The sequence below is a fragment of the Microvirga sp. BSC39 genome (assembly GCF_000739015.1).
Lineage (GTDB): Bacteria > Pseudomonadota > Alphaproteobacteria > Rhizobiales > Beijerinckiaceae > Microvirga.
The window spans coordinates 30557-48544 of record NZ_JPUG01000069.1 but is presented as its reverse complement, the minus strand read 5'-3'; the positions used below and the strand labels follow the sequence as shown (position 1 = coordinate 48544).

The 17988-nt window shown below is 64.2% G+C and carries 15 protein-coding genes; all 15 read left to right on the top strand.

Going from position 1 to position 17988, the window contains the following annotated elements:
* The 15 genes from MA07_RS17455 to dxr all read left to right on the top strand — a co-directional run bounded on the left by MA07_RS17455 (position 1) and on the right by dxr (position 17982).
* Positions 1 to 831, top strand: coding sequence for a biotin--[acetyl-CoA-carboxylase] ligase (locus MA07_RS17455; RefSeq protein WP_052003273.1), 831 nt, complete (start codon positions 1 to 3; stop codon positions 829 to 831).
* The gene (locus MA07_RS17450) at positions 831 to 2504 is read left to right on the top strand and encodes a ribonuclease J (protein WP_036353832.1); all 1674 of its coding nucleotides are present in this window, start codon (positions 831 to 833) and stop codon (positions 2502 to 2504) included. Before MA07_RS17455 ends, MA07_RS17450 begins: the two co-directional genes overlap by 1 nt.
* A gap of 24 nt (positions 2505 to 2528) precedes the next feature.
* On the top strand, positions 2529 to 2933 hold the full coding sequence (mce, locus tag MA07_RS17445) for a methylmalonyl-CoA epimerase (protein WP_036353829.1): 405 nt from the start codon (positions 2529 to 2531) through the stop codon (positions 2931 to 2933).
* A gap of 7 nt (positions 2934 to 2940) precedes the next feature.
* On the top strand, positions 2941 to 3279 hold the full coding sequence (locus MA07_RS17440; protein WP_244445278.1) for a DUF1467 family protein: 339 nt from the start codon (positions 2941 to 2943) through the stop codon (positions 3277 to 3279).
* Positions 3280 to 3670: 391 nt separating this feature from the next.
* Positions 3671 to 4999 carry a proline--tRNA ligase gene (proS, locus tag MA07_RS17435; RefSeq protein ID WP_036353826.1) on the top strand — a complete coding sequence of 443 codons (1329 nt, stop codon included), beginning with the start codon at positions 3671 to 3673 and terminating at the stop codon, positions 4997 to 4999.
* A 6-nt stretch (positions 5000 to 5005) separates the two neighbouring features.
* On the top strand, positions 5006 to 6295 hold the full coding sequence (locus MA07_RS17430; protein WP_036353822.1) for a lipoprotein-releasing ABC transporter permease subunit: 1290 nt from the start codon (positions 5006 to 5008) through the stop codon (positions 6293 to 6295).
* A 2-nt stretch (positions 6296 to 6297) separates the two neighbouring features.
* Positions 6298 to 6993: an ABC transporter ATP-binding protein gene (locus MA07_RS17425; protein WP_036353819.1), complete on the top strand. Its 696-nt coding sequence runs from the start codon at positions 6298 to 6300 to the stop codon at positions 6991 to 6993.
* A 391-nt stretch (positions 6994 to 7384) separates the two neighbouring features.
* Positions 7385 to 10858 (top strand): DNA polymerase III subunit alpha, encoded by a 3474-nt coding sequence (gene dnaE, locus MA07_RS17420; RefSeq protein ID WP_036353816.1) that lies wholly within the window; start codon positions 7385 to 7387, stop codon positions 10856 to 10858.
* Between the two features lie 801 nt (positions 10859 to 11659).
* Positions 11660 to 12685 carry a 30S ribosomal protein S2 gene (locus tag MA07_RS17410; protein ID WP_036353809.1) on the top strand — a complete coding sequence of 342 codons (1026 nt, stop codon included), beginning with the start codon at positions 11660 to 11662 and terminating at the stop codon, positions 12683 to 12685.
* Between the two features lie 105 nt (positions 12686 to 12790).
* Entirely contained in the window at positions 12791 to 13720 is a 930-nt protein-coding gene (tsf, locus tag MA07_RS17405) for a translation elongation factor Ts (protein ID WP_036353805.1), read from the top strand.
* A 69-nt stretch (positions 13721 to 13789) separates the two neighbouring features.
* On the top strand, positions 13790 to 14506 hold the full coding sequence (gene pyrH, locus MA07_RS17400; protein WP_036353966.1) for a UMP kinase: 717 nt from the start codon (positions 13790 to 13792) through the stop codon (positions 14504 to 14506).
* A gap of 70 nt (positions 14507 to 14576) precedes the next feature.
* Positions 14577 to 15137, top strand: a complete 561-nt coding sequence (gene frr / locus MA07_RS17395; protein ID WP_036353802.1) for a ribosome recycling factor — start codon at positions 14577 to 14579, stop codon at positions 15135 to 15137.
* A gap of 89 nt (positions 15138 to 15226) precedes the next feature.
* A complete protein-coding gene (locus MA07_RS17390; protein ID WP_052003281.1) occupies positions 15227 to 15934 on the top strand; it encodes an isoprenyl transferase in 708 nt (235 codons plus the stop codon).
* Positions 15935 to 15936: 2 nt separating this feature from the next.
* Positions 15937 to 16791, top strand: coding sequence for a phosphatidate cytidylyltransferase (locus MA07_RS17385; protein ID WP_036353799.1), 855 nt, complete (start codon positions 15937 to 15939; stop codon positions 16789 to 16791).
* A gap of 6 nt (positions 16792 to 16797) precedes the next feature.
* Positions 16798 to 17982, top strand: a complete 1185-nt coding sequence (dxr, locus tag MA07_RS17380; RefSeq protein WP_036353795.1) for a 1-deoxy-D-xylulose-5-phosphate reductoisomerase — start codon at positions 16798 to 16800, stop codon at positions 17980 to 17982.
* Positions 17983 to 17988 lie beyond the last annotated feature (6 nt).

Below are 17988 nucleotides of genomic sequence, written 5' to 3'. Positions count from 1 at the left end.
GTGCACCTGTCGCCCGAGACCGAGTCCGCCGGATACAGGCTGCTCTCCCTTGAGGCGACAGGCTCGACGAACGACGACGCCCTCCAGGCAGGCCAATCGGGCGATCCGGGCCAGCTCTGGATCGTCGCCGCCGAGCAGCTTGCCGGCAGGGGGCGGCACGGCCGGCAGTGGTCGTCGCCTCAGGGCAACCTCTATGCCAGCCTTCTGCTGATCGATCCCTGCGAGGTCGCCTCTGCGCCGCAGCTTGGTTTCGTGGCCGGGCTTGCCCTGCACGAGGCGGTGGAGGCGGTCACTGGCCTTGGCGCTCCGCGCCTTGCCCTTAAATGGCCAAACGATCTTCTGCTTGATGGCGCCAAGGTCTCGGGCCTTCTGCTCGAAGGGCACAGGCTTGAGCCCGGAGGGCAACTCGCCACCGTGATCGGCTTCGGGGTGAACGTATCGTTCGCTCCCTCCGGCACCCCGTATCCGGCAACGAGCCTGCAACAGGTGAAGCCCAACCTGAGCCGCGATCAGGTTTTTCTTGCTCTCTCTTCCGCCTTTGCCAGTGCCTTCGCGGCATGGCGGGCATCGTCCCGCATCAACGTGTCCGATCCGTTCGGCGCCATCCGGAAGCTCTGGCTCGAGCGCGCCGCCGGGGTGGGGCAGGAGGTCACCCTCCGGCTGCCCTCGGGCGAGAAGCGGGGCGTCTTCGAAGGCCTCGACCGTTTCGGACGCCTGCAGCTCAACGGCGCCGCCGGCATGGAACTCATCGACGCGGGCGACCTTTATTTTCCCAATTTGCTGCACGATATAACCAAGCCGAGCGCTGGCACGAAAAGGTCTCAATCTTAATGGCATCCCACCAGGACGAATTGGTCTTCCTCCCTCTTGGCGGTCTCGGCGAGATCGGCATGAACGCTGCCCTCTACGGCTTCGGCCCGGAGAACGACCGTCAGTGGATTCTGGTCGATTGCGGCATGGGCTTCGGCGGCGAGGAGAACCTGCCTGGCATCGACCTCGTCTATCCGGACCTGCGCTTCATCGAAGAGGAGCGCCACAACCTTCTGGGTATCTTCATCACCCATGCCCACGAGGACCACATCGGCGCCCTCGTCGAGATGTGGCCACGCCTGCAGGCGCCCGTCTATGCCACGAAATTCGCCATCGGTCTCCTGGAAACGCGCCGCCTGTCCGAGGCTGGCGCGCCGAAGATCGACCTGAACGAGATCGTGCCGGGTCAGCGGCTGAAGCTCGGGCCCTTCGACATCGAATATGTGCCGGTCGCGCATTCGATTCCCGAGTCGAACGCGCTTGCGATCCGCACGCCCCACGGTCTCGTGGTTCATACGGGCGACTGGAAGCTCGATAATACCCCTTATCTCGGCAGCCTGACCTCGGAGGAGGCGTTCCGCTCCTTGGGGGATGAGGGCGTTCTGGCGCTCATCTGCGATTCCACCAATGTGGTGCGCGAAGGCGTCAGCCCCAGCGAATCCGACGTGGCCAAGAACCTGGCACAGTTGATCAACGATGCGCCGCATCGGGTTGCCATCACGACCTTCGCGTCCAACGTCGCCCGCATCCGCTCCGTGGCGGAGGCCGCCCGCGAGTGCGGACGTGAAGTGATCGTTGTGGGCCGGGCCATGGACCGGGTCGTCGACGTGGCGAAGGAGTGCGGCTACCTCGAAGATCTGCCCGAGTTCCGCGCGGCGGATAGCTTCGGCTACATGCCGCGCGACAAAGTCGTGGCCATTCTCACAGGCTCCCAAGGCGAGCCCCGTGCCGCCCTGGCCCGCATCGCCCAGGATGAGCATCCGGATATTGCGCTCTCTGCCGGTGACCGCGTGATCTTCTCGTCCCGAGCTATTCCGGGCAATGAGAAGGCGGTTGGCTCCATCATCAACAGTCTGATCGAGCAGGGCATCGAGGTGATCACGGACCGAACCGAACTGGTCCACGTCTCAGGCCATCCGCGCCGGGGCGAGCTCGCCCAGATGTACCAGTGGACGAAGCCTCGCATCGCGATTCCCGCCCATGGCGAGCCGCTGCACCTGAGCGAGCATGCGAAGTTCGCCCGCCAGCAGGGCGTGCCGGAGGTGGTTCGCGCGAAGAACGGGAGCCTGGTGCGTCTCGCGCCCGGTCCGGCCGAGATCGTCGACAACATTCCGGCCGGTCGTCTCTATCGCGATGGCAACATCGTCATCGGCGCCGGGGACCGGGCACTGCCAGAGCGCCGCAAGCTTGCCTTCGCGGGCATCGTGACGGTTGCGATCGCTATCGACGACCGGGGCGAACTCGTGGGCGATCCGGTGATCGACGCCATGGGCCTGCCGGACAAGAACCGGCAGGGCAGGGATCTGACCGACATCATCGCCGACACCGTGGCGGACCTGCTCGATGGGTTGCCGAAGGCCAAGCGCCGGGATCCGGAGGCGGTCGAGAACGCCGTCCACCGGGCGGTCCGCGCGGCCGTGAACCAGGAATGGGGCAAGAAGCCCGCCTGCCATGTTCTCGTGATCGAGGCATAGGGTATCGAGCCCTGGGAGAGCCAGATGATCGGACGTCTCAATCATGTTGCCATCGCGGTTCGCGATATCGCGGCGGCTTCCGAGGTCTACCGCAAGACCCTTGGTGCCCAGGTGTCGGCGCCTGAGCCGCTTGAGGAGCACGGTGTGACCGTCGTGTTCATCACGCTGCCCAACACCAAGATCGAGCTGTTGGAGCCCTTAGGCGCGGAATCCCCCATTGCCCGCTTCCTGGAGAAGAACCCGGACGGCGGGATGCATCACATCTGCTACGAGGTCGACGATATCGAAGTTGCACGGGACCAGCTTGTGAATTCCGGGGCCAGGGTGCTCGGAACCGGCGAGCCGAAGATCGGAGCTCATGGAAAACCCGTGCTTTTCCTGCACCCGAAAGACTTCAATGGTACTCTCATCGAGCTTGAGCAAGCCTGAGGACAAGCTGTTGACAAACCTTGTGAAAACCCTTTCCGGCTCGGTCTGGTCCACCCTGGGCGTCGTGGTGGTCGTCTCAGCGCTTGGCGTAGCCATCGCGGTCAACGGCTTCGACCTGCGGGTGAGCGGCAGCTTGGCCCTCTACTTCGTGATCTGGTGGATTCTGCTCTTTGCCGTTCTGCCCTTCGGCGTCCGCAGCCAGGCGGAGACCGGTGAGGTGGTCCGAGGCAGCGAGCCCGGAGCGCCTGCGCTTCCCGCCCTGCGCGAGAAGGCGATCTGGACGACACTCGTCGCTTCGGTGGTGCTGGTGATCGTCGCAGCGGTCTTCCCGCTGGCAGGACTTTGAAGTCTTCGAGGCTCAGCCCAAAAGAAAAGCAAGGCTTTCGCCTTGCCTGAACTGCCTTTTGGCAATTTTTGATCCCTGGCATTCTTAGGCCGGCGCCTGTCTGGCGCTTAGGGGTCTTGTTCCTCCCGAAACTCGGACCGTAGCCTCTGACCCTTGAAGGTCTAAAGACGTTAGGATTTTGTTTATAGTCACCTTCCGTTGGGGTGTCACCTTTCTCAAGCCGTCGATGATGCAAAATTCGGCGTTTCATGTATTCATCTTTGGTCTAATCCGCCTCGCCGCAGGCCCTGCGAACCGATGACAGCTTGTCTTTTGCCCGGGGCCTGTGTTGTGTGCGGGAAACGAGTCGTTACTCAGCTTCCGTTCAGATCGAGACCTTAAAAGGCGTCCCATGCGTTTGAGCCGCTACTTCCTCCCCATCCTCCGCGAGACGCCCAAGGAGGCGGAGATCGTCTCCCACCGCCTGATGCTGCGCGCGGGCATGATTCGCCAGGAATCGGCGGGCATCTATGCCTGGCTGCCGCTGGGCTTGAGGGTCCTGAACAAGGTCAACGCCATCGTCCGCGAGGAGCAGAACCGCTCCGGCGCCGTCGAACTTCTCATGCCCACGATCCAGTCGGCCGATCTGTGGCGCGAGTCGGGTCGCTACGACGCCTATGGCAAGGAGATGCTGCGCATCCAGGACCGCCATGAGCGTGAGATGCTGTTCGGCCCCACCAACGAGGAGATGATCACGGAGATCTTCCGTGGGTATGTGCGCTCCTACAAGGACCTGCCCCTGAACCTCTATCACATCCAGTGGAAGTTCCGGGACGAAGTGCGCCCGCGTTTCGGCGTCATGCGTTCCCGCGAGTTCCTGATGAAGGACGCCTACTCCTTCGATCTCGATCAGGCCGGCGCCGTCCATTCCTACAACAAGATGTTCGTGGCTTACCTGCGCACCTTCGCCCGGATGGGCCTGAAAGCCATCCCGATGCGGGCGGATACCGGCCCCATCGGCGGAAACCTGAGCCACGAGTTCATCATCCTGGCCTCGACGGGCGAGAGCGAGGTGTTCTGCCACGCGGATTACCTGAACTTCGACATTCCGGCGGTCGACACCGATTTCGACGACGTTCCCGGCCTGCAGAGCACCGTCGACAAGTGGACGTCGCTCTATGCCGCGACATCCGAGATGCACGATGCTGCGGCGTTTGACGCCGTTCCGGGCGAGAAGAAGATGTCCGCGCGCGGCATCGAGGTCGGCCACATCTTCTACTTCGGCACCAAGTATTCCGAGCCCATGGGCGCGAGAGTCATGGGGCCGGACGGGCAGGAGCGGGACGTCCATATGGGCTCCTACGGCATTGGCCCGAGCCGCCTGATCGCCGCCATCATCGAGGCCAGCCACGACGAGAACGGCATCATCTGGCCCGAGGCCGTGGCGCCCTTCGACGTTGCGATCCTCAACCTGAAGGCAGGCGACTCCGCCACGGATGCTGCCTGCGAGCGGCTCTACCGCGAGCTCTCCGCCGCCGGCCGCGACGTACTCTACGATGATCGCGACGAGCGCCCTGGCGGCAAGTTTGCTACCGCCGACCTCATCGGCGTGCCGTGGCAGGTGGTGATCGGTCCGAAGGGCCTTGCCGAGGGCAAGGTGGAGCTGAAGCGCCGCGCCACCGGTGAGCGCGAGACGCTGTCCCTCGAGGACGTGGCCGCGCGCCTGATCGGTCACCGATAAGCTCCCATGGCCAAGGCACCGGACACCAAAGCGACACCTACGGGGACGAAACCCTTCTCGCTCTTCGAGTGGATGCTCGCCGGGCGTTACCTGCGCACGCGGCGGCGGGAAGGGTTCGTTTCGGTCATCGCCGGCTTCTCGTTCCTTGGCATCATGCTCGGCGTCGCCACGCTGATCGTGGTGCTCTCGGTCATGAACGGTTTCCGCAAGGAGCTGCTCGACAAGATCGTCGGCATCAACGGCCATATCTTCGTGGCCCCCCTGGAAAGCCCCTTGACCGACTATCCGGAGGTCGCCGCGCGCATCGCCGCCGTGCCGGGCGTCAGGCGCGCCATTCCGCTCGTGGAGGGGCAGGCCTTCGGTTCCTCGCAGTACAACGGCAGCGGTGTGCTCGTGCGCGGCATTCGCCCTGAGGACCTGCAGAAGATCCAGCATATCTCCGGCAATATCCGTCAGGGCACGCTCGATGATTTCGAAGGAGGCGAGGGGGTGGCGATCGGCCGGCGTCTCGCCGATGCCCTGTCGCTCCAGGCGGGCGATACGTTTACGCTGATTACGCCCCGTGGCGCCTCCACGCCGTTCGGCACGGCACCGCGGGTAAAAGGCTATCCGGTCAAGGCGATCTTCGAGATCGGCATGTCGGAGTTCGACTCCACCTTCGTGTTCATGCCGCTCACGGAGGCACAGAACTATTTCAACCGTCAGGGCGACGTGCAGCTGATCGAGGTCTATCTCGACAATGCCGACCGGGTGGACGAGGCGCGTATGGCCATCGACGAGGCGGCGGGGCGGCCGATCCTGATGACCGACTGGCGCCAGCGCAACCGAACCTTCTTCGGGGCGCTCGAGGTCGAGCGCAACGTGATGTTCCTCATCCTCACGCTCATCGTGCTGGTGGCGGCGCTCAACATCATCTCCGGCCTCATCATGCTCGTGAAGGACAAGTCGGAGGACATCGCGATCCTGCGCACCATGGGGGCGACACGCGGCGCCATCATGCGGGTCTTTCTCATTACGGGCGCTTCCATCGGCATCGTCGGCACCATCGCGGGCTTCGGCCTCGGTCTCCTGCTCGCGCTCAATGTCGAGACCATCCGCGATGTGATCTCGCGGCTCACGAGCACGAATCTCTTTCCGGCTGAACTCTATTTCCTGAGCCGACTGCCTGCCGATGTGAACCCCACCGAAGTGGCGACCATTCTCATCATGGCGATGGTGCTGTCGCTGCTCGCGACCCTCTATCCCTCCTGGCGGGCCGCGAAACTCGATCCTGTCGAAGCGTTGCGTTACGGTTGAGTATGTCGCCAGCCCAGTCCCAGCCCGCCCTGTACCTGTCGAAAGTCGAGCGTCGCTACCCGCAGGGTGACAGCTTCCTCGAAGTGCTGCGCGGGGCAGACCTTGCGATCTGGCCGGGCGAGATCGTCGCCCTCGTGGCGCCCTCGGGCACGGGCAAGTCGACCCTGCTTCATGTGGCGGGGCTGCTTGAAAAGCCCGATGGCGGCGAGGTCTTCGTCGGCTCGAAGCAGACGGCCGCCATGAACGACCAGGATCGCACCCGCGTCCGCCGCGAGGAACTCGGCTTCGTCTACCAGTTTCACCATCTCCTGCCGGAATTCTCCGCCCTGGAGAACGTGGTGATCCCGCAGCTCATCCGCGGTCTGCCGAAGGCGGAAGCACAGGATCGCGCGAAGCAGCTCCTGACCTTCCTGGGGTTGGGCAAGCGCCTCGACCACCGCCCGGGCGAGCTCTCCGGCGGTGAGCAGCAGCGCGTCGCCATCGCCCGCGCGGTTGCCAATGCCCCGCGCCTGCTGCTGGCCGACGAGCCCACCGGCAACCTCGACCCGCACACGGCCGACCGGGTCTTCCAGACCCTCGTGGCCATCGTCCGCGCCTCGAAGCTCGCGGCTCTCATCGCCACCCACAACATGGATCTCGCCGCCCGCATGGACCGGCGCGTGACCATCCGCGATGGGCTGATCGTTCAGCTGCCCTGAGCTTTCATTCTTTCAGTCTGAAGTGGCGCTAGACGCCCTTGAGGCGCTCCCGTCTGGGGGATCGCGTCTTTACGCTTTGTTGACTCCGTCACGACAGCAGCCTCTGCACAGGCTTTACACAGAACATCCAATGAACAAATATGAACATATTGGGAACACGGAGATCACACCATGCTTCGCTTCATCATCGAGACCGCCGCCGAAATCGCTTCTCTCGCCATGTTCGGCTTGGCCGTGGCAATCTGGGCTCTGGTTCTTTCTCCCATCGCTTGATACCGGAAATCCACAACAACCCACCGCGATTCACAGGAACATAGTCCTCAAGGTCCCGGGTTAGGATTTCGAGGAAAGAATCGTGTCACTATGCGTGCCATTGAGTGAGTAGAGTTTCATGGCGCGCATTCTTCACGATATCGGCTTCGTTCATCTGCACGTGCATTCCTCCTATTCGCTGCTCGAGGGTGCCCTGAAGATCGCGCAACTGGCGAAACTCGCCGCCGCCGACAAGCAGCCGGCGCTGGCGCTCACCGACACCAACAATCTCTTCGGCGGTCTCGAATTCTCCGAGAAGATGGCGAGCTCCGGCATCCAGCCTATCGCGGGCGTCCAGCTCTCGGTCTGTTTCGAGGAGGCCGACCCGGTGGCCCGCGTGGTGCCCCAGCCCGCCAACATCGTGCTGCTGGCGCAGAACGAGGAGGGTTATCGCAACCTCATGCGCCTCGTGAGCCACGCCTATTTCGGCGTGCCGCTGGGCGAAAGCCCCCGCGTTGCCGCTCCCGTGCTGTCGACTCACAGCCAGGGCATCATCGCCCTGACGGGCGGCTTTACGGGCCCCCTCGACAGCGCCCTGCGCAACGGCGGGCGTCAGGACCTGGCGCAGGCAAGGCTCGATACCCTGAAGGAAGCTTTCGGCCATCAGCTCTATGTCGAGATCCAGCGACATGGACTGGAGGACGAGCGCCTGATCGAGGGCGAGTTGCTGACGCTCGCAGACCGCAACGGCCTGCCGATCGTTGCCGCCAACGAGCCATTCTTCTCCTCGTCGAAGGACTACGAAGCGCACGATGCGCTGCTCGCCATTGCGGAAGGGCAGATCGTCTCGAACCCGGATCGCCGCCGCCTCTCGCCTGAGCACCACTTCAAGACGCGCCAGCAGATGATGGAGCTGTTCGCGGACCTGCCGGACGCGCTGCAGGCGAGCGTCGAGATCGCCATGCGCTGCGCCACGCGCGTGAGGACCCGCAAGCCCATTCTCCCGAGTTTCGGCACCGGCCCTGACGCCGCCACTCTCGACGAAGGCGAGGAGTTGCAGCGTCAGGCGGAGGAAGGCCTCGCCAAGCGTCTCGCCGCGCATGGGCCGGCACCGGGCCTGACCGAGCAGGACTACCGCGACCGCCTCGCCTTCGAGGTCGGCATCATCCGCAAGATGCAGTTCCCCGGCTACTTCCTGATCGTGGCGGACTTCATCAAATGGGCGAAGGACCACGATATTCCCGTGGGCCCGGGCCGTGGCTCCGGTGCCGGTTCGCTCGTGGCCTATGCGCTCACCATCACCGACCTCGATCCCCTGCGGTTCAGCCTTCTCTTCGAGCGCTTCCTGAATCCGGAACGCGTGTCGATGCCCGACTTCGACATCGACTTCTGCGTCGACGGACGCGAGCGCGTCATCCAGTATGTGCAGCAGCGATACGGCGAAGAGCAGGTGGCGCAGATCATCACCTTCGGCACATTGCTCGCCCGCGGCGTGCTGCGCGACGTCGGCCGCGTGCTGGAGATGCCCTACGGCCAGGTGGACAAGCTCACCAAGCTCGTGCCGCAGAACCCGGCCAACCCGGTGACTCTCGCACAGGCCATCGAAGGCGAGCCGAAACTGCAGGCGGCCATCGACGAGGAACCCGTCGTCAAGCGGATGCTCGACATCGCGCAGAAGCTCGAGGGCCTGCACCGGCACGCCTCGACTCACGCGGCCGGCGTCGTGATCGGCGACCGTCCGCTGCAGGAACTGGTGCCGCTCTACCGAGACCCGAAAACCGGCATGCGCGTGACCCAGTTCAACATGAAATGGGTCGAGCAGGCGGGCCTCGTGAAGTTCGACTTCCTGGGCCTCAAGACGCTCACCGTCCTGCGCACCGCGGCCGACCTCATTCGCCGCAAAGGCATCGAAGTCGATCTCTCGGCGCTGCCGCTCGACGACCGCAAAACCTACGAGATGCTCCAGCGCGGCGAGACGGTCGGCGTGTTCCAGGTGGAATCGGCGGGCATGCGCAAAGCCCTCGTCGAAATGGAGACCGACCGCTTCGAGGATATCATCGCCCTCGTGGCGCTCTATCGTCCGGGTCCGATGGCGAACATCCCGGTCTATTGCGCCCGTAAATTGGGCAAAGACGAGCACAACAAGAAGGACTGGTACCCCCACGACAAACTGGAGCCGATCCTGCGCGAGACCTTCGGCATCATCGTCTACCAGGAGCAGGTGATGGAGGTGGCCAAGGTCCTCTCTGGCTACTCGCTCGGCGACGCGGACCTTCTGCGCCGCGCCATGGGCAAGAAGATCAAGGCCGAGATGGACGCGCAGCGCGAGCGCTTCGTCTCGGGTGCCAAGGAGGGCGGCCTCGACAAGGCGAAGGCCAACGAGATCTTCGACCTGCTCGCGAAGTTCGCCGATTACGGCTTCAACAAGAGCCACGCGGCGGCCTATGCGCTCGTCGCGTTCCAGACCGCCTATCTGAAGGCCAATCATCCGGTCGAGTTCCTGGCCGCGTCCATGACGCTCGATCTCGACAACACCGACAAGCTGTCGGAATTCCGCCGCGAGGCGCAGCGCCTCGGCTTCAAGGTCATCCCGCCGTCCATCAACCGGTCGGGAGTGGTGTTCGACGTGCAGTACGATGCGGACGGCCAGGGGCAGATTCTCTATGCGCTGGCCGCCGTCAAAGGCGTGGGCCGGCAGGCCATCGAGAGCGTGATCGAGGTCCGTGGGGACAAGCCCTTCAAGGATCTCGCCGACTTCGCCCGGCGCATCAATCCGCGCATGCTCAACAAGCGCACGCTGGAGAACCTGATCGCCGCCGGCGCATTCGACGAGATCGAGCCGGACCGCGCCAAGGCCTGCGCATCCATCGACGCCATGATGAGCCTCGCCCAGCAATCCCATGAAGCCGCCAATGGCGGCATGATGGACATGTTCGGAGGCGTCGCTTCAGCCGATGTCCAACTGCGGATCGGGCACTACGATCCCTGGCCGGCGGCCGAGAGGCTGCAGCGGGAATACGATGCGGTCGGCTTCTTCCTGTCGGGCCATCCGCTCGACGAATACGGCGACCTGCTCAAGAAGCTGCGGGTTCAGACCTGGGTGGAATTCTGCCGTTCCGTGAAGGCAGGCAATTCCGTCGGGCGTGTCGCGGCCACCGTGCTCGACCGGCAGGAGCGCCGGACCAAGACAGGCAACAAGATGGGCATTCTCATGCTCTCCGATCAGACCGGGCAGTTCGAAGCCATCATCTTCTCGGAGGGCCTGATGCGGTTCCGCGAGGTGCTGGAGCCTGGCGCCGCCGTCGTCCTGATGCTCCAGGCCGGAATGGAAGGCGAGGAGGTGAGGGCGCGCATCGGCATCGCCGAGCCTCTCGAAGAAGCTCTCGCCAAACACCAGAAGGGCATGCGGATCTTCCTGCGGGACGAGCGGCCGATCCCGAGTGTGCAGGAGCGCCTGAAGGCGAGAGGCGAGGGCGAGGTGTCCCTGGTGCTGATTCTCGACGATGGAGACCGGGAGGTCGAGGTCAAGCTTCCCGGCAAATACATGGCCTCGCCTCAGGTCGCCGGCGCTCTCCGGGCGGTGCCCGGGGTGGTGGACGTTCATATGAATTGAGGCAGTGCGGGAGCCCTCCCTCGCACAGGGAGAGGGGTGGCGGGCGCATGTGTGTTCTTGTTTTGTTCTTGACAAAAGCTGCAAGCTCGGCTATATCGTTGTGTAGACCTGCCTCTGACGAGGGGCGCGCTCGCGAGGCGTCGCAGTGTGGAGGCAGGCACGGTCCCATAGCAGGGTCTCGCAAACCCGGCTGATGGGAGGCCCAGGCTGTGTGCCGGTGGTCGGAATCGGTCTCAGGCCCCCGTCGAGCAGGCGGACCCCGCCTTGAGCGGTCCCCGGGCCGGCACCGCTTGTCCGCCTAAAGAAGCCGTGCGCGAAGAGGCACTCCGGCTCTTCCATTCCAATACACACATCGAGCCGGGCTGCCATTCGCGCCACCCTCGATCACCTTCAGGCTTGAGGCTTCCCGGCCTCAGGCCTAGAGGCGCTGGCTCTTTGACAGAGATCGTCATCCCGAACGGCGCAGCCGATCCGGGATCGTCCTCAAAATAAAACGCTGTCATCCCGGGGCGGCGCAGCCGAGCCCGGGATCCATAACCGCTGACGAGGCAGGATGAAGCGTAACGCTGCCCGCCTTTCCTAAAACGTCGTGTTTATGGCTTCCCGCCTGCGCGGGGATGACAGCGGGGAGGAGACGGCGCCATGCCCCGGCAGGAGAACGTCCCGCTTGCGTTTCCTCGCGTTTGCTCCTATATGCGCCCGCATCCCACACGCGGAATCCCCTCATGACTCATGAGGAACCCCCGGTGGCCGGAAGGGTCCGGTCCACTGTTCCGCGGAGGCTTAACCGGAGAATAGATTATGGCGCTTCCCGATTTTTCGATGCGCAGCCTGCTTGAGGCTGGCGCTCACTTTGGCCACCAGGCCCACCGCTGGAACCCGAAGATGGGTCAGTTCATCTTCGGCACCCGCAACAACATCCACATCATCGACCTCGCCCAGACGGTTCCGATGCTGCACCGCGCCCTCCAGGCCGTCAGCGACACGGTGGCCAAGGGCGGCCGCGTGCTCTTCGTCGGCACGAAGCGTCAGGCTTCCGATGCGGTTGCCGATGCGGCCAAGCGTTCGGCGCAGTACTACGTGAACTCCCGCTGGCTCGGCGGCATGCTGACCAACTGGAAGACCATCTCCGGCTCGATCTCCCGCCTGCGCAAGGTCGACGAGATCCTCGCCGGCGGCGGCCAGGGCCTCACGAAGAAAGAGCGCCTCATGCTCGCCCGCGAGAAGGAAAAGCTCGAGCGCGCCCTCGGCGGCATCAAGGACATGGGCGGCACGCCCGACCTGATCTTCGTCATCGACACCAACAAGGAGCAGCTGGCGATCCAGGAGGCCAAGCGCCTCGGCATCCCGGTGGCGGCCATCGTCGATACGAACTGCGATCCGGACGGCATCACCTTCCCGGTCCCGGCCAATGACGACGCCGGCCGTGCGATCTCGCTCTATTGCGACCTGGTTGCCCGCGCTGCCCTCGACGGCATCTCCCGCGGCGCCGGCGACATGGGCATCGACATCGGTGCCTCCGAGAACCCGATGGCTGAAGAGCTTCCGGCCAACGACACGGCTGCCGTCTCCGCCTATGAGGGCGAGCAGTTCGAGCGTCTGGCTGCTCCCCGCGGCGCTCCGGACGACCTGACCAAGCTCAACGGCGTTGGCCCGCAGCTCGAGAAGAAGCTGAACGAAGCCGGCATCTTCCACTACTGGCAGCTCGCTGCCATGCAGCCGGGCGATATCGCCCAGCTCGACAAGGACCTGAAGCTGAACGGCCGCCTCGAGCGCGATGGCTGGATCAACCAGGCCCGCTCGATGATCGAAGCCGCTGCTGCGTAAGCCTTACGGCGCCGCACCCTGCAGCGCCGCTTGAACGAATGATCGAGCCCGGCGTTCCACGAGCGCCGGGCTCCCTCTATGCGTAAACCTTTGAAAGGAACAGCCATGGCGAACATTACCGCTGCGATGGTGAAAGAGCTGCGCGAGACGACCAGCGCCGGCATGATGGACTGCAAGGCCGCTCTCGCCGAGACCAACGGCGACATGGAGGCCGCGATCGACTGGCTCCGCAAGAAGGGTCTGTCGAAGGCCGCCAAGAAGGCCGGCCGCGTCGCTGCCGAGGGCCTCGTGGCCGTCGAGTCGTCCGGTCACACCGCGACGATCCTCGAGGTCAACTCCGAGACCGACTTCGTCGCCCGCAACGATCAGTTCCAGGCCTTCGTCCGCGAAGCCGCCAAGATCGGCCTCATGGGCAACGGCACCATCGAGTCCCTCGAGGCTGCCCACTTCCCGGGTTCGCAGACGACCGTCAAGGACCGGCTGCAGGAGCTCATCGCCACCATCGGCGAGAACATGACCCTGCGCCGCGTGACGAAGCTTGAGGTGTCGAAGGGCGTGATCGCGTCCTACGTGCACAACGCCGTCACCGAAGGCCTCGGCAAGATCGGCGTGCTCGTGGCCCTGGAATCCGAGGGTGACGTGACTGTTCTCGGCACGCTCGGCCGTCAGATCGCCATGCACGTGGCGGCAACCAGCCCGCTTGCTCTCGATGCCTCCGGCGTCGATCAGGCCACCGTCGAGCGCGAGAGCGCCATTCTGCGCGACAAGAACGCCGGCAAGCCGGACCACGTCATGCAGAAGATCATCGAGAGCGGCCTGAAGAGCTACTTCAAGGAAGTCACGCTCCTGGAGCAGCCCTTCGTGCACGATCCGTCCAAGACCGTGACCCAGGTGCTCAAGGAAGCCGAGGGCAAGGCCGGCAAGCCGGTGACCCTGAAGGCCTTCGTCCGCTATGCCCTCGGCGAGGGCATCGAGAAGGAGGAGGCTCCGGACTTCGCGGCGGAAGTGGCCGCCCAGGCCGGTCTCAAGGCCTAAATCGACCTTAAGCAAAACGGCGGCTCCTCAGCCGCCGTTTTCATGAGAGGGTTCGAAAAGAAAGGTCTGATGATGGCAACGTTCCGGCGCATCCTGGTGAAGCTCTCCGGTGAGGCCTTGATGGCTCCCGACGGCTACTGGCTCGATCCTCAGACTCTGTCCTCCCTGGCTGAGGATCTCGCCCAGGCCACCCGGGCCGGCTTCGAGATCGCCGTGGTCATCGGCGGCGGCAACATCATCCGCGGAGCCCGCATGAGCGCTGCCGGCTGGATCGACCGCCCCACGGCCGATTCCATGGGCATGCTCGGCACGGTCATGAACTCGCTCGCCATCGAGACGGCCCTGAACGCCGCCGGCGTTCCGGCCCGCACCATGTCGGCGGTTTCCATGCCGACGATCTGCGAGACCTATGCCCGCCAGCCCGCCCTGCATCACCTGGACAAGGGGCAGGTGGTTGTCCTGGCCGGCGGCACCGGCAACCCGTTCTTCACCACCGATACCGCCGCGGTCCTGCGCGCGGCCGAACTGCGCTGCGATGCGGTGCTCAAGGCCACCCAGGTGGACGGCGTCTACTCGGCCGATCCCAAGAAGGACCCGGATGCGGTCCGATTCGACCGTCTGACCCATGACGAGGCCATCGCCAGGGACCTGAAGGTGATGGACACGGCGGCCTTCGCACTGGCTCGCGAGAGCAAGCTGTCGATCATCGTGGGCTCGGTGCATGCTCCCAGCTCCGTCACGGCTCTTCTCCAGGGGAAAGTGCCCTCCACGGTCGTCGCCCCTTGATCCAAGGGTCTTGATGCGGGACCTTGGGGGGCGTAAGCCCGTTTAGACAGTTCGCGTAAGGACAAAACCGATGGCTACGACCTTTGATATCGCCGATGTGAAGCGCCGCATGCAGGGCGCCATCAACGCTTTCAAGAACGACCTGGGCAGCCTCAGGACGGGCCGCGCCTCCCCGAATCTGCTCGATCCGATCCAGATCGACGCCTATGGCGCAGCGATGCCGATCTCGCAGGTGGCTACCGTCAACGTGCCGGAGCCGCGCCTGCTCAGCGTGCAGGTCTGGGACCGGGGCATGGTGGCTGCCGTGGAGAAGGCGATCCGCGAGTCGGATCTCGGCCTCAATCCCCAGACGGAAGGCCAGGTCATCCGGCTGCGCATCCCCGAGATGAACGAGCAGCGCCGCAAGGAGATGGTAAAGGTCGCGCACAAATATGCCGAAGAGGCGAAGGTCGCCGTTCGTCACGTGCGCCGCGACGGCCTCGATCTCCTCAAGAAGCTTGAGAAGGACAGCGCGATCAGCGAGGATGACGGAAAGCGCCATGCCGACCAGGTGCAGAAGGCGACGGATCAGTTCGTGACCGAGATCGACAGCATTCTGGTCGCCAAGGAAAAGGAAATCATGCACGTCTGAGGATCAGACGTGCATCGGAACAGGACATCATGAGCGGCGAAGCCAAACGGGTGGATCCAGGCTTTGCCTGCAGGGAAGCAGGCGAGGGGATGCCGGCCCACGTTGCCATCATCATGGATGGGAATGGCCGCTGGGCTGCTCAACGGGGCCTGCCCCGCTTCGAGGGGCACCGGCGCGGCGTCGAGGCGATCCGTCGGGCCGTGCGGATCGCGGGTGCCCTCGGGATCCGCTACCTGACCGTCTACAGCTTCTCCGCCGAGAACTGGCGGCGTCCGGCTGAAGAGGTCTCCGATCTCATGGGGCTTCTGAAGCGGTTCGTCCGCCATGATCTGGCCGAGCTTCACACCAACAACATCCGGGTCCGGATCATCGGAGAGCGGGAGGGCCTGGCCTCGGACATCCGCCTCCTCCTGGACGAGGCGGAGCAGCTCACCCGTTCCAACACGGGTCTGACCCTGGTGATCGCCTTCAACTATGGCGGGCGGCAGGAGATCGTGAGCGCCATCCGGGCTCTGGCCCTGCGGGTGAAGGAAGGCAGCCTCGATCCAGCCGATATCGACATGGATACGGTCGGGGCGGCTCTCGACACCCATGGCATACCGGACCCGGATCTGGTCATCAGGACGTCCGGGGAGCAGCGGGTCTCGAACTTCCTGACGTGGCAGACTGCCTATTCCGAGTTCGTGTTCCTGCCGGGCTACTGGCCCGATTTCGACGAGACGGTGTTCAAGTCCGCCATCGATGAGTATTGCAGGCGCGACCGCCGCTTCGGCGGGCTGAGCGCCCGGGCTGTCTGACGATGGTTGCGGACGAAGGCTCATCGCCGCCTCACCCCAAGCCGGTCCCATCCAAGGAACTGTCGGCCAGGGTCCTGTCGGCCCTTGTCATGGTGGCCGCCGCGCTCCTCACGGCCTATCTGGGCGGCTGGCCTTTTGCCTTGTTCTGGCTGGCAGCCGGGATCGCCATCGTGGTGGAATGGACCGACATGACAGGGATCGAGCCCCGTCGCCTTGTCCAGACCATCCTTGGTTTGGGCCTTGCGGCCTTGACGCTCCTTTTCCTGCTCAGCGCCGGCATCTGGCTCTCCCTCGTCGTAAGCCTCGCCTTCTTGCTGGCCGGAGCCTTGGCGGTGTCCGGTGCTCAGAAACGAGTCTGGGCTGTTTCCAGCTTTGTCTATGCGGCCCCGGTCGTTCTCATCCCACCGATCGTGCGCGCTCATCCGGATCTTGGGATCGTCGGCCTGCTCTGGATGTTCGCGGTGGTCTGGGCCACCGATATCGCAGCCTATTTCACGGGTCGGACCTTCGGGGGGCCGAAGCTCTGCCCCCCCATCAGCCCCAAGAAAACGTGGTCCGGTTTCATCGGTGGGGTCGTTGCCGCAACCGCGTGCGGGCTCCTAGTCGCCTGGGTCGGTCAGCGCTATGACGCCGCCCTGCCTCTGACTTTTACCGGCATCGCGGCTCTTTCCGTCGTGGCGTCCATCGCCAGCCAGGTCGGCGATCTTGGCGAGTCGGCTCTCAAGCGCCATTGCCAGGTCAAGGATTCAAGTCACCTCATCCCAGGCCATGGCGGAGTCATGGATCGGCTCGATGGCTTTTGGGCTGTCTGCCTCATCGTCGCTCTTGTTCTTCTGACCCTCGATCCCACCGTATAGGCCTTGATGACCCGTTCCCTCACGATCCTTGGAGCAACCGGCTCGATCGGCCGATCGACGGCGAATGTGGTGCTGGCCCACCGCGACGAACTCAGTGTCGAGGCTGTTGTGGGCGGCCGCGATGCTCTGGCCTTGGCAGAGGTCGCCCGCCGTCTTGGGGCAAAATTCGCAGCGCTGGCCGACGAGCGCGGAGGTGAGGCCCTGCGGCAGGCACTCTCCGGGACGGGAATCGAGAGCGGAGCAGGCGAGGCCGCCGTATTGGAGGCCGCCGGGCGCGAGACCGACATTGTCCTGGCCGCCATCAGCGGAACTGCAGGCCTCGCCCCGACCTATGCCGCCCTGAAGCCGGGGAGGCGGATTGCCCTGGCCAACAAGGAAAGCCTTGTCTGCGCCGGCGATGCCTTCATGGCCGATGCTCGTCGCCTCGGTGCCGAGATCATGCCGGTCGATTCCGAGCACAATGCGTTGGATCAAGCCCTCGCCGCGGGCATCAACCGGGATGTCGAAAAGGCGATCATCACCGCAACCGGCGGGCCGTTCCGCAACACGCCGAGAGAGCAGATTGCGAAAGCCAGCGCCAAGGAGGCTTCGGCTCACCCGGTCTGGTCCATGGGATCGAAGATCAACATCGACTCCGCCACCCTGATGAACAAGGGCCTCGAATTGATCGAGGCTCATCATCTGTTCGGTCTCGGCGCAGAGCGCCTCGATGTGCTGGTTCATCCGGAGGCCATCGTTCATGGACTTGTCCAATGGAGCGATGGCGCCGTCACGGCCGGCCTCGCCTTGCCTGACATGAAGGTCCCGATCGCGAATGCGCTCCGGGGTGACAAGCGCCTGAGGATGGACCTGCCTCGTCTCGATCTTGCCGCGATTGGCCGTTTAAGCTTCGAGCGGCCCGATGAGGACCGGTTCCCGTGCCTGTCCTTGGCGAAGGCTGCGCTCAAGGCAGGAGGGGCGATGCCCACGATCCTGAATGCCGCCAATGAGATCGCCGTCGAGGCCTACATGGCAGGCACAATCGGATTCTATGATATTTCAGAGATTGTTGAGAGGCTTTGCTCGATTTTCTCCGGAAGACAGATTTCAACGCCGTCGACCGTCCCCGATGCCCTGGCTATCGATCAGGAGGCCCGGGAGACGGCGCGCAGGCTCATTCCAGCCCCTGTCGAAGCCGTACAGGTTCGATAGGGCGCG

Coding starts and splice junctions, on each gene's coding strand:
- tsf (WP_036353805.1), top strand. CDS start 12,791: ATGGCGAACATTACCGCTGCGATGGTGAAAGAGCTGCGCGAGACGACC.
- MA07_RS17410 (WP_036353809.1), top strand. CDS start 11,660: ATGGCGCTTCCCGATTTTTCGATGCGCAGCCTGCTTGAGGCTGGCGCT.
- mce (WP_036353829.1), top strand. CDS start 2,529: ATGATCGGACGTCTCAATCATGTTGCCATCGCGGTTCGCGATATCGCG.
- MA07_RS17385 (WP_036353799.1), top strand. CDS start 15,937: ATGGTTGCGGACGAAGGCTCATCGCCGCCTCACCCCAAGCCGGTCCCA.
- pyrH (WP_036353966.1), top strand. CDS start 13,790: ATGATGGCAACGTTCCGGCGCATCCTGGTGAAGCTCTCCGGTGAGGCC.
- MA07_RS17425 (WP_036353819.1), top strand. CDS start 6,298: ATGTCGCCAGCCCAGTCCCAGCCCGCCCTGTACCTGTCGAAAGTCGAG.
- dnaE (WP_036353816.1), top strand. CDS start 7,385: ATGGCGCGCATTCTTCACGATATCGGCTTCGTTCATCTGCACGTGCAT.
- frr (WP_036353802.1), top strand. CDS start 14,577: ATGGCTACGACCTTTGATATCGCCGATGTGAAGCGCCGCATGCAGGGC.
- MA07_RS17390 (WP_052003281.1), top strand. CDS start 15,227: ATGCCGGCCCACGTTGCCATCATCATGGATGGGAATGGCCGCTGGGCT.
- MA07_RS17430 (WP_036353822.1), top strand. CDS start 5,006: ATGGCCAAGGCACCGGACACCAAAGCGACACCTACGGGGACGAAACCC.
- MA07_RS17450 (WP_036353832.1), top strand. CDS start 831: ATGGCATCCCACCAGGACGAATTGGTCTTCCTCCCTCTTGGCGGTCTC.
- dxr (WP_036353795.1), top strand. CDS start 16,798: ATGACCCGTTCCCTCACGATCCTTGGAGCAACCGGCTCGATCGGCCGA.
- proS (WP_036353826.1), top strand. CDS start 3,671: ATGCGTTTGAGCCGCTACTTCCTCCCCATCCTCCGCGAGACGCCCAAG.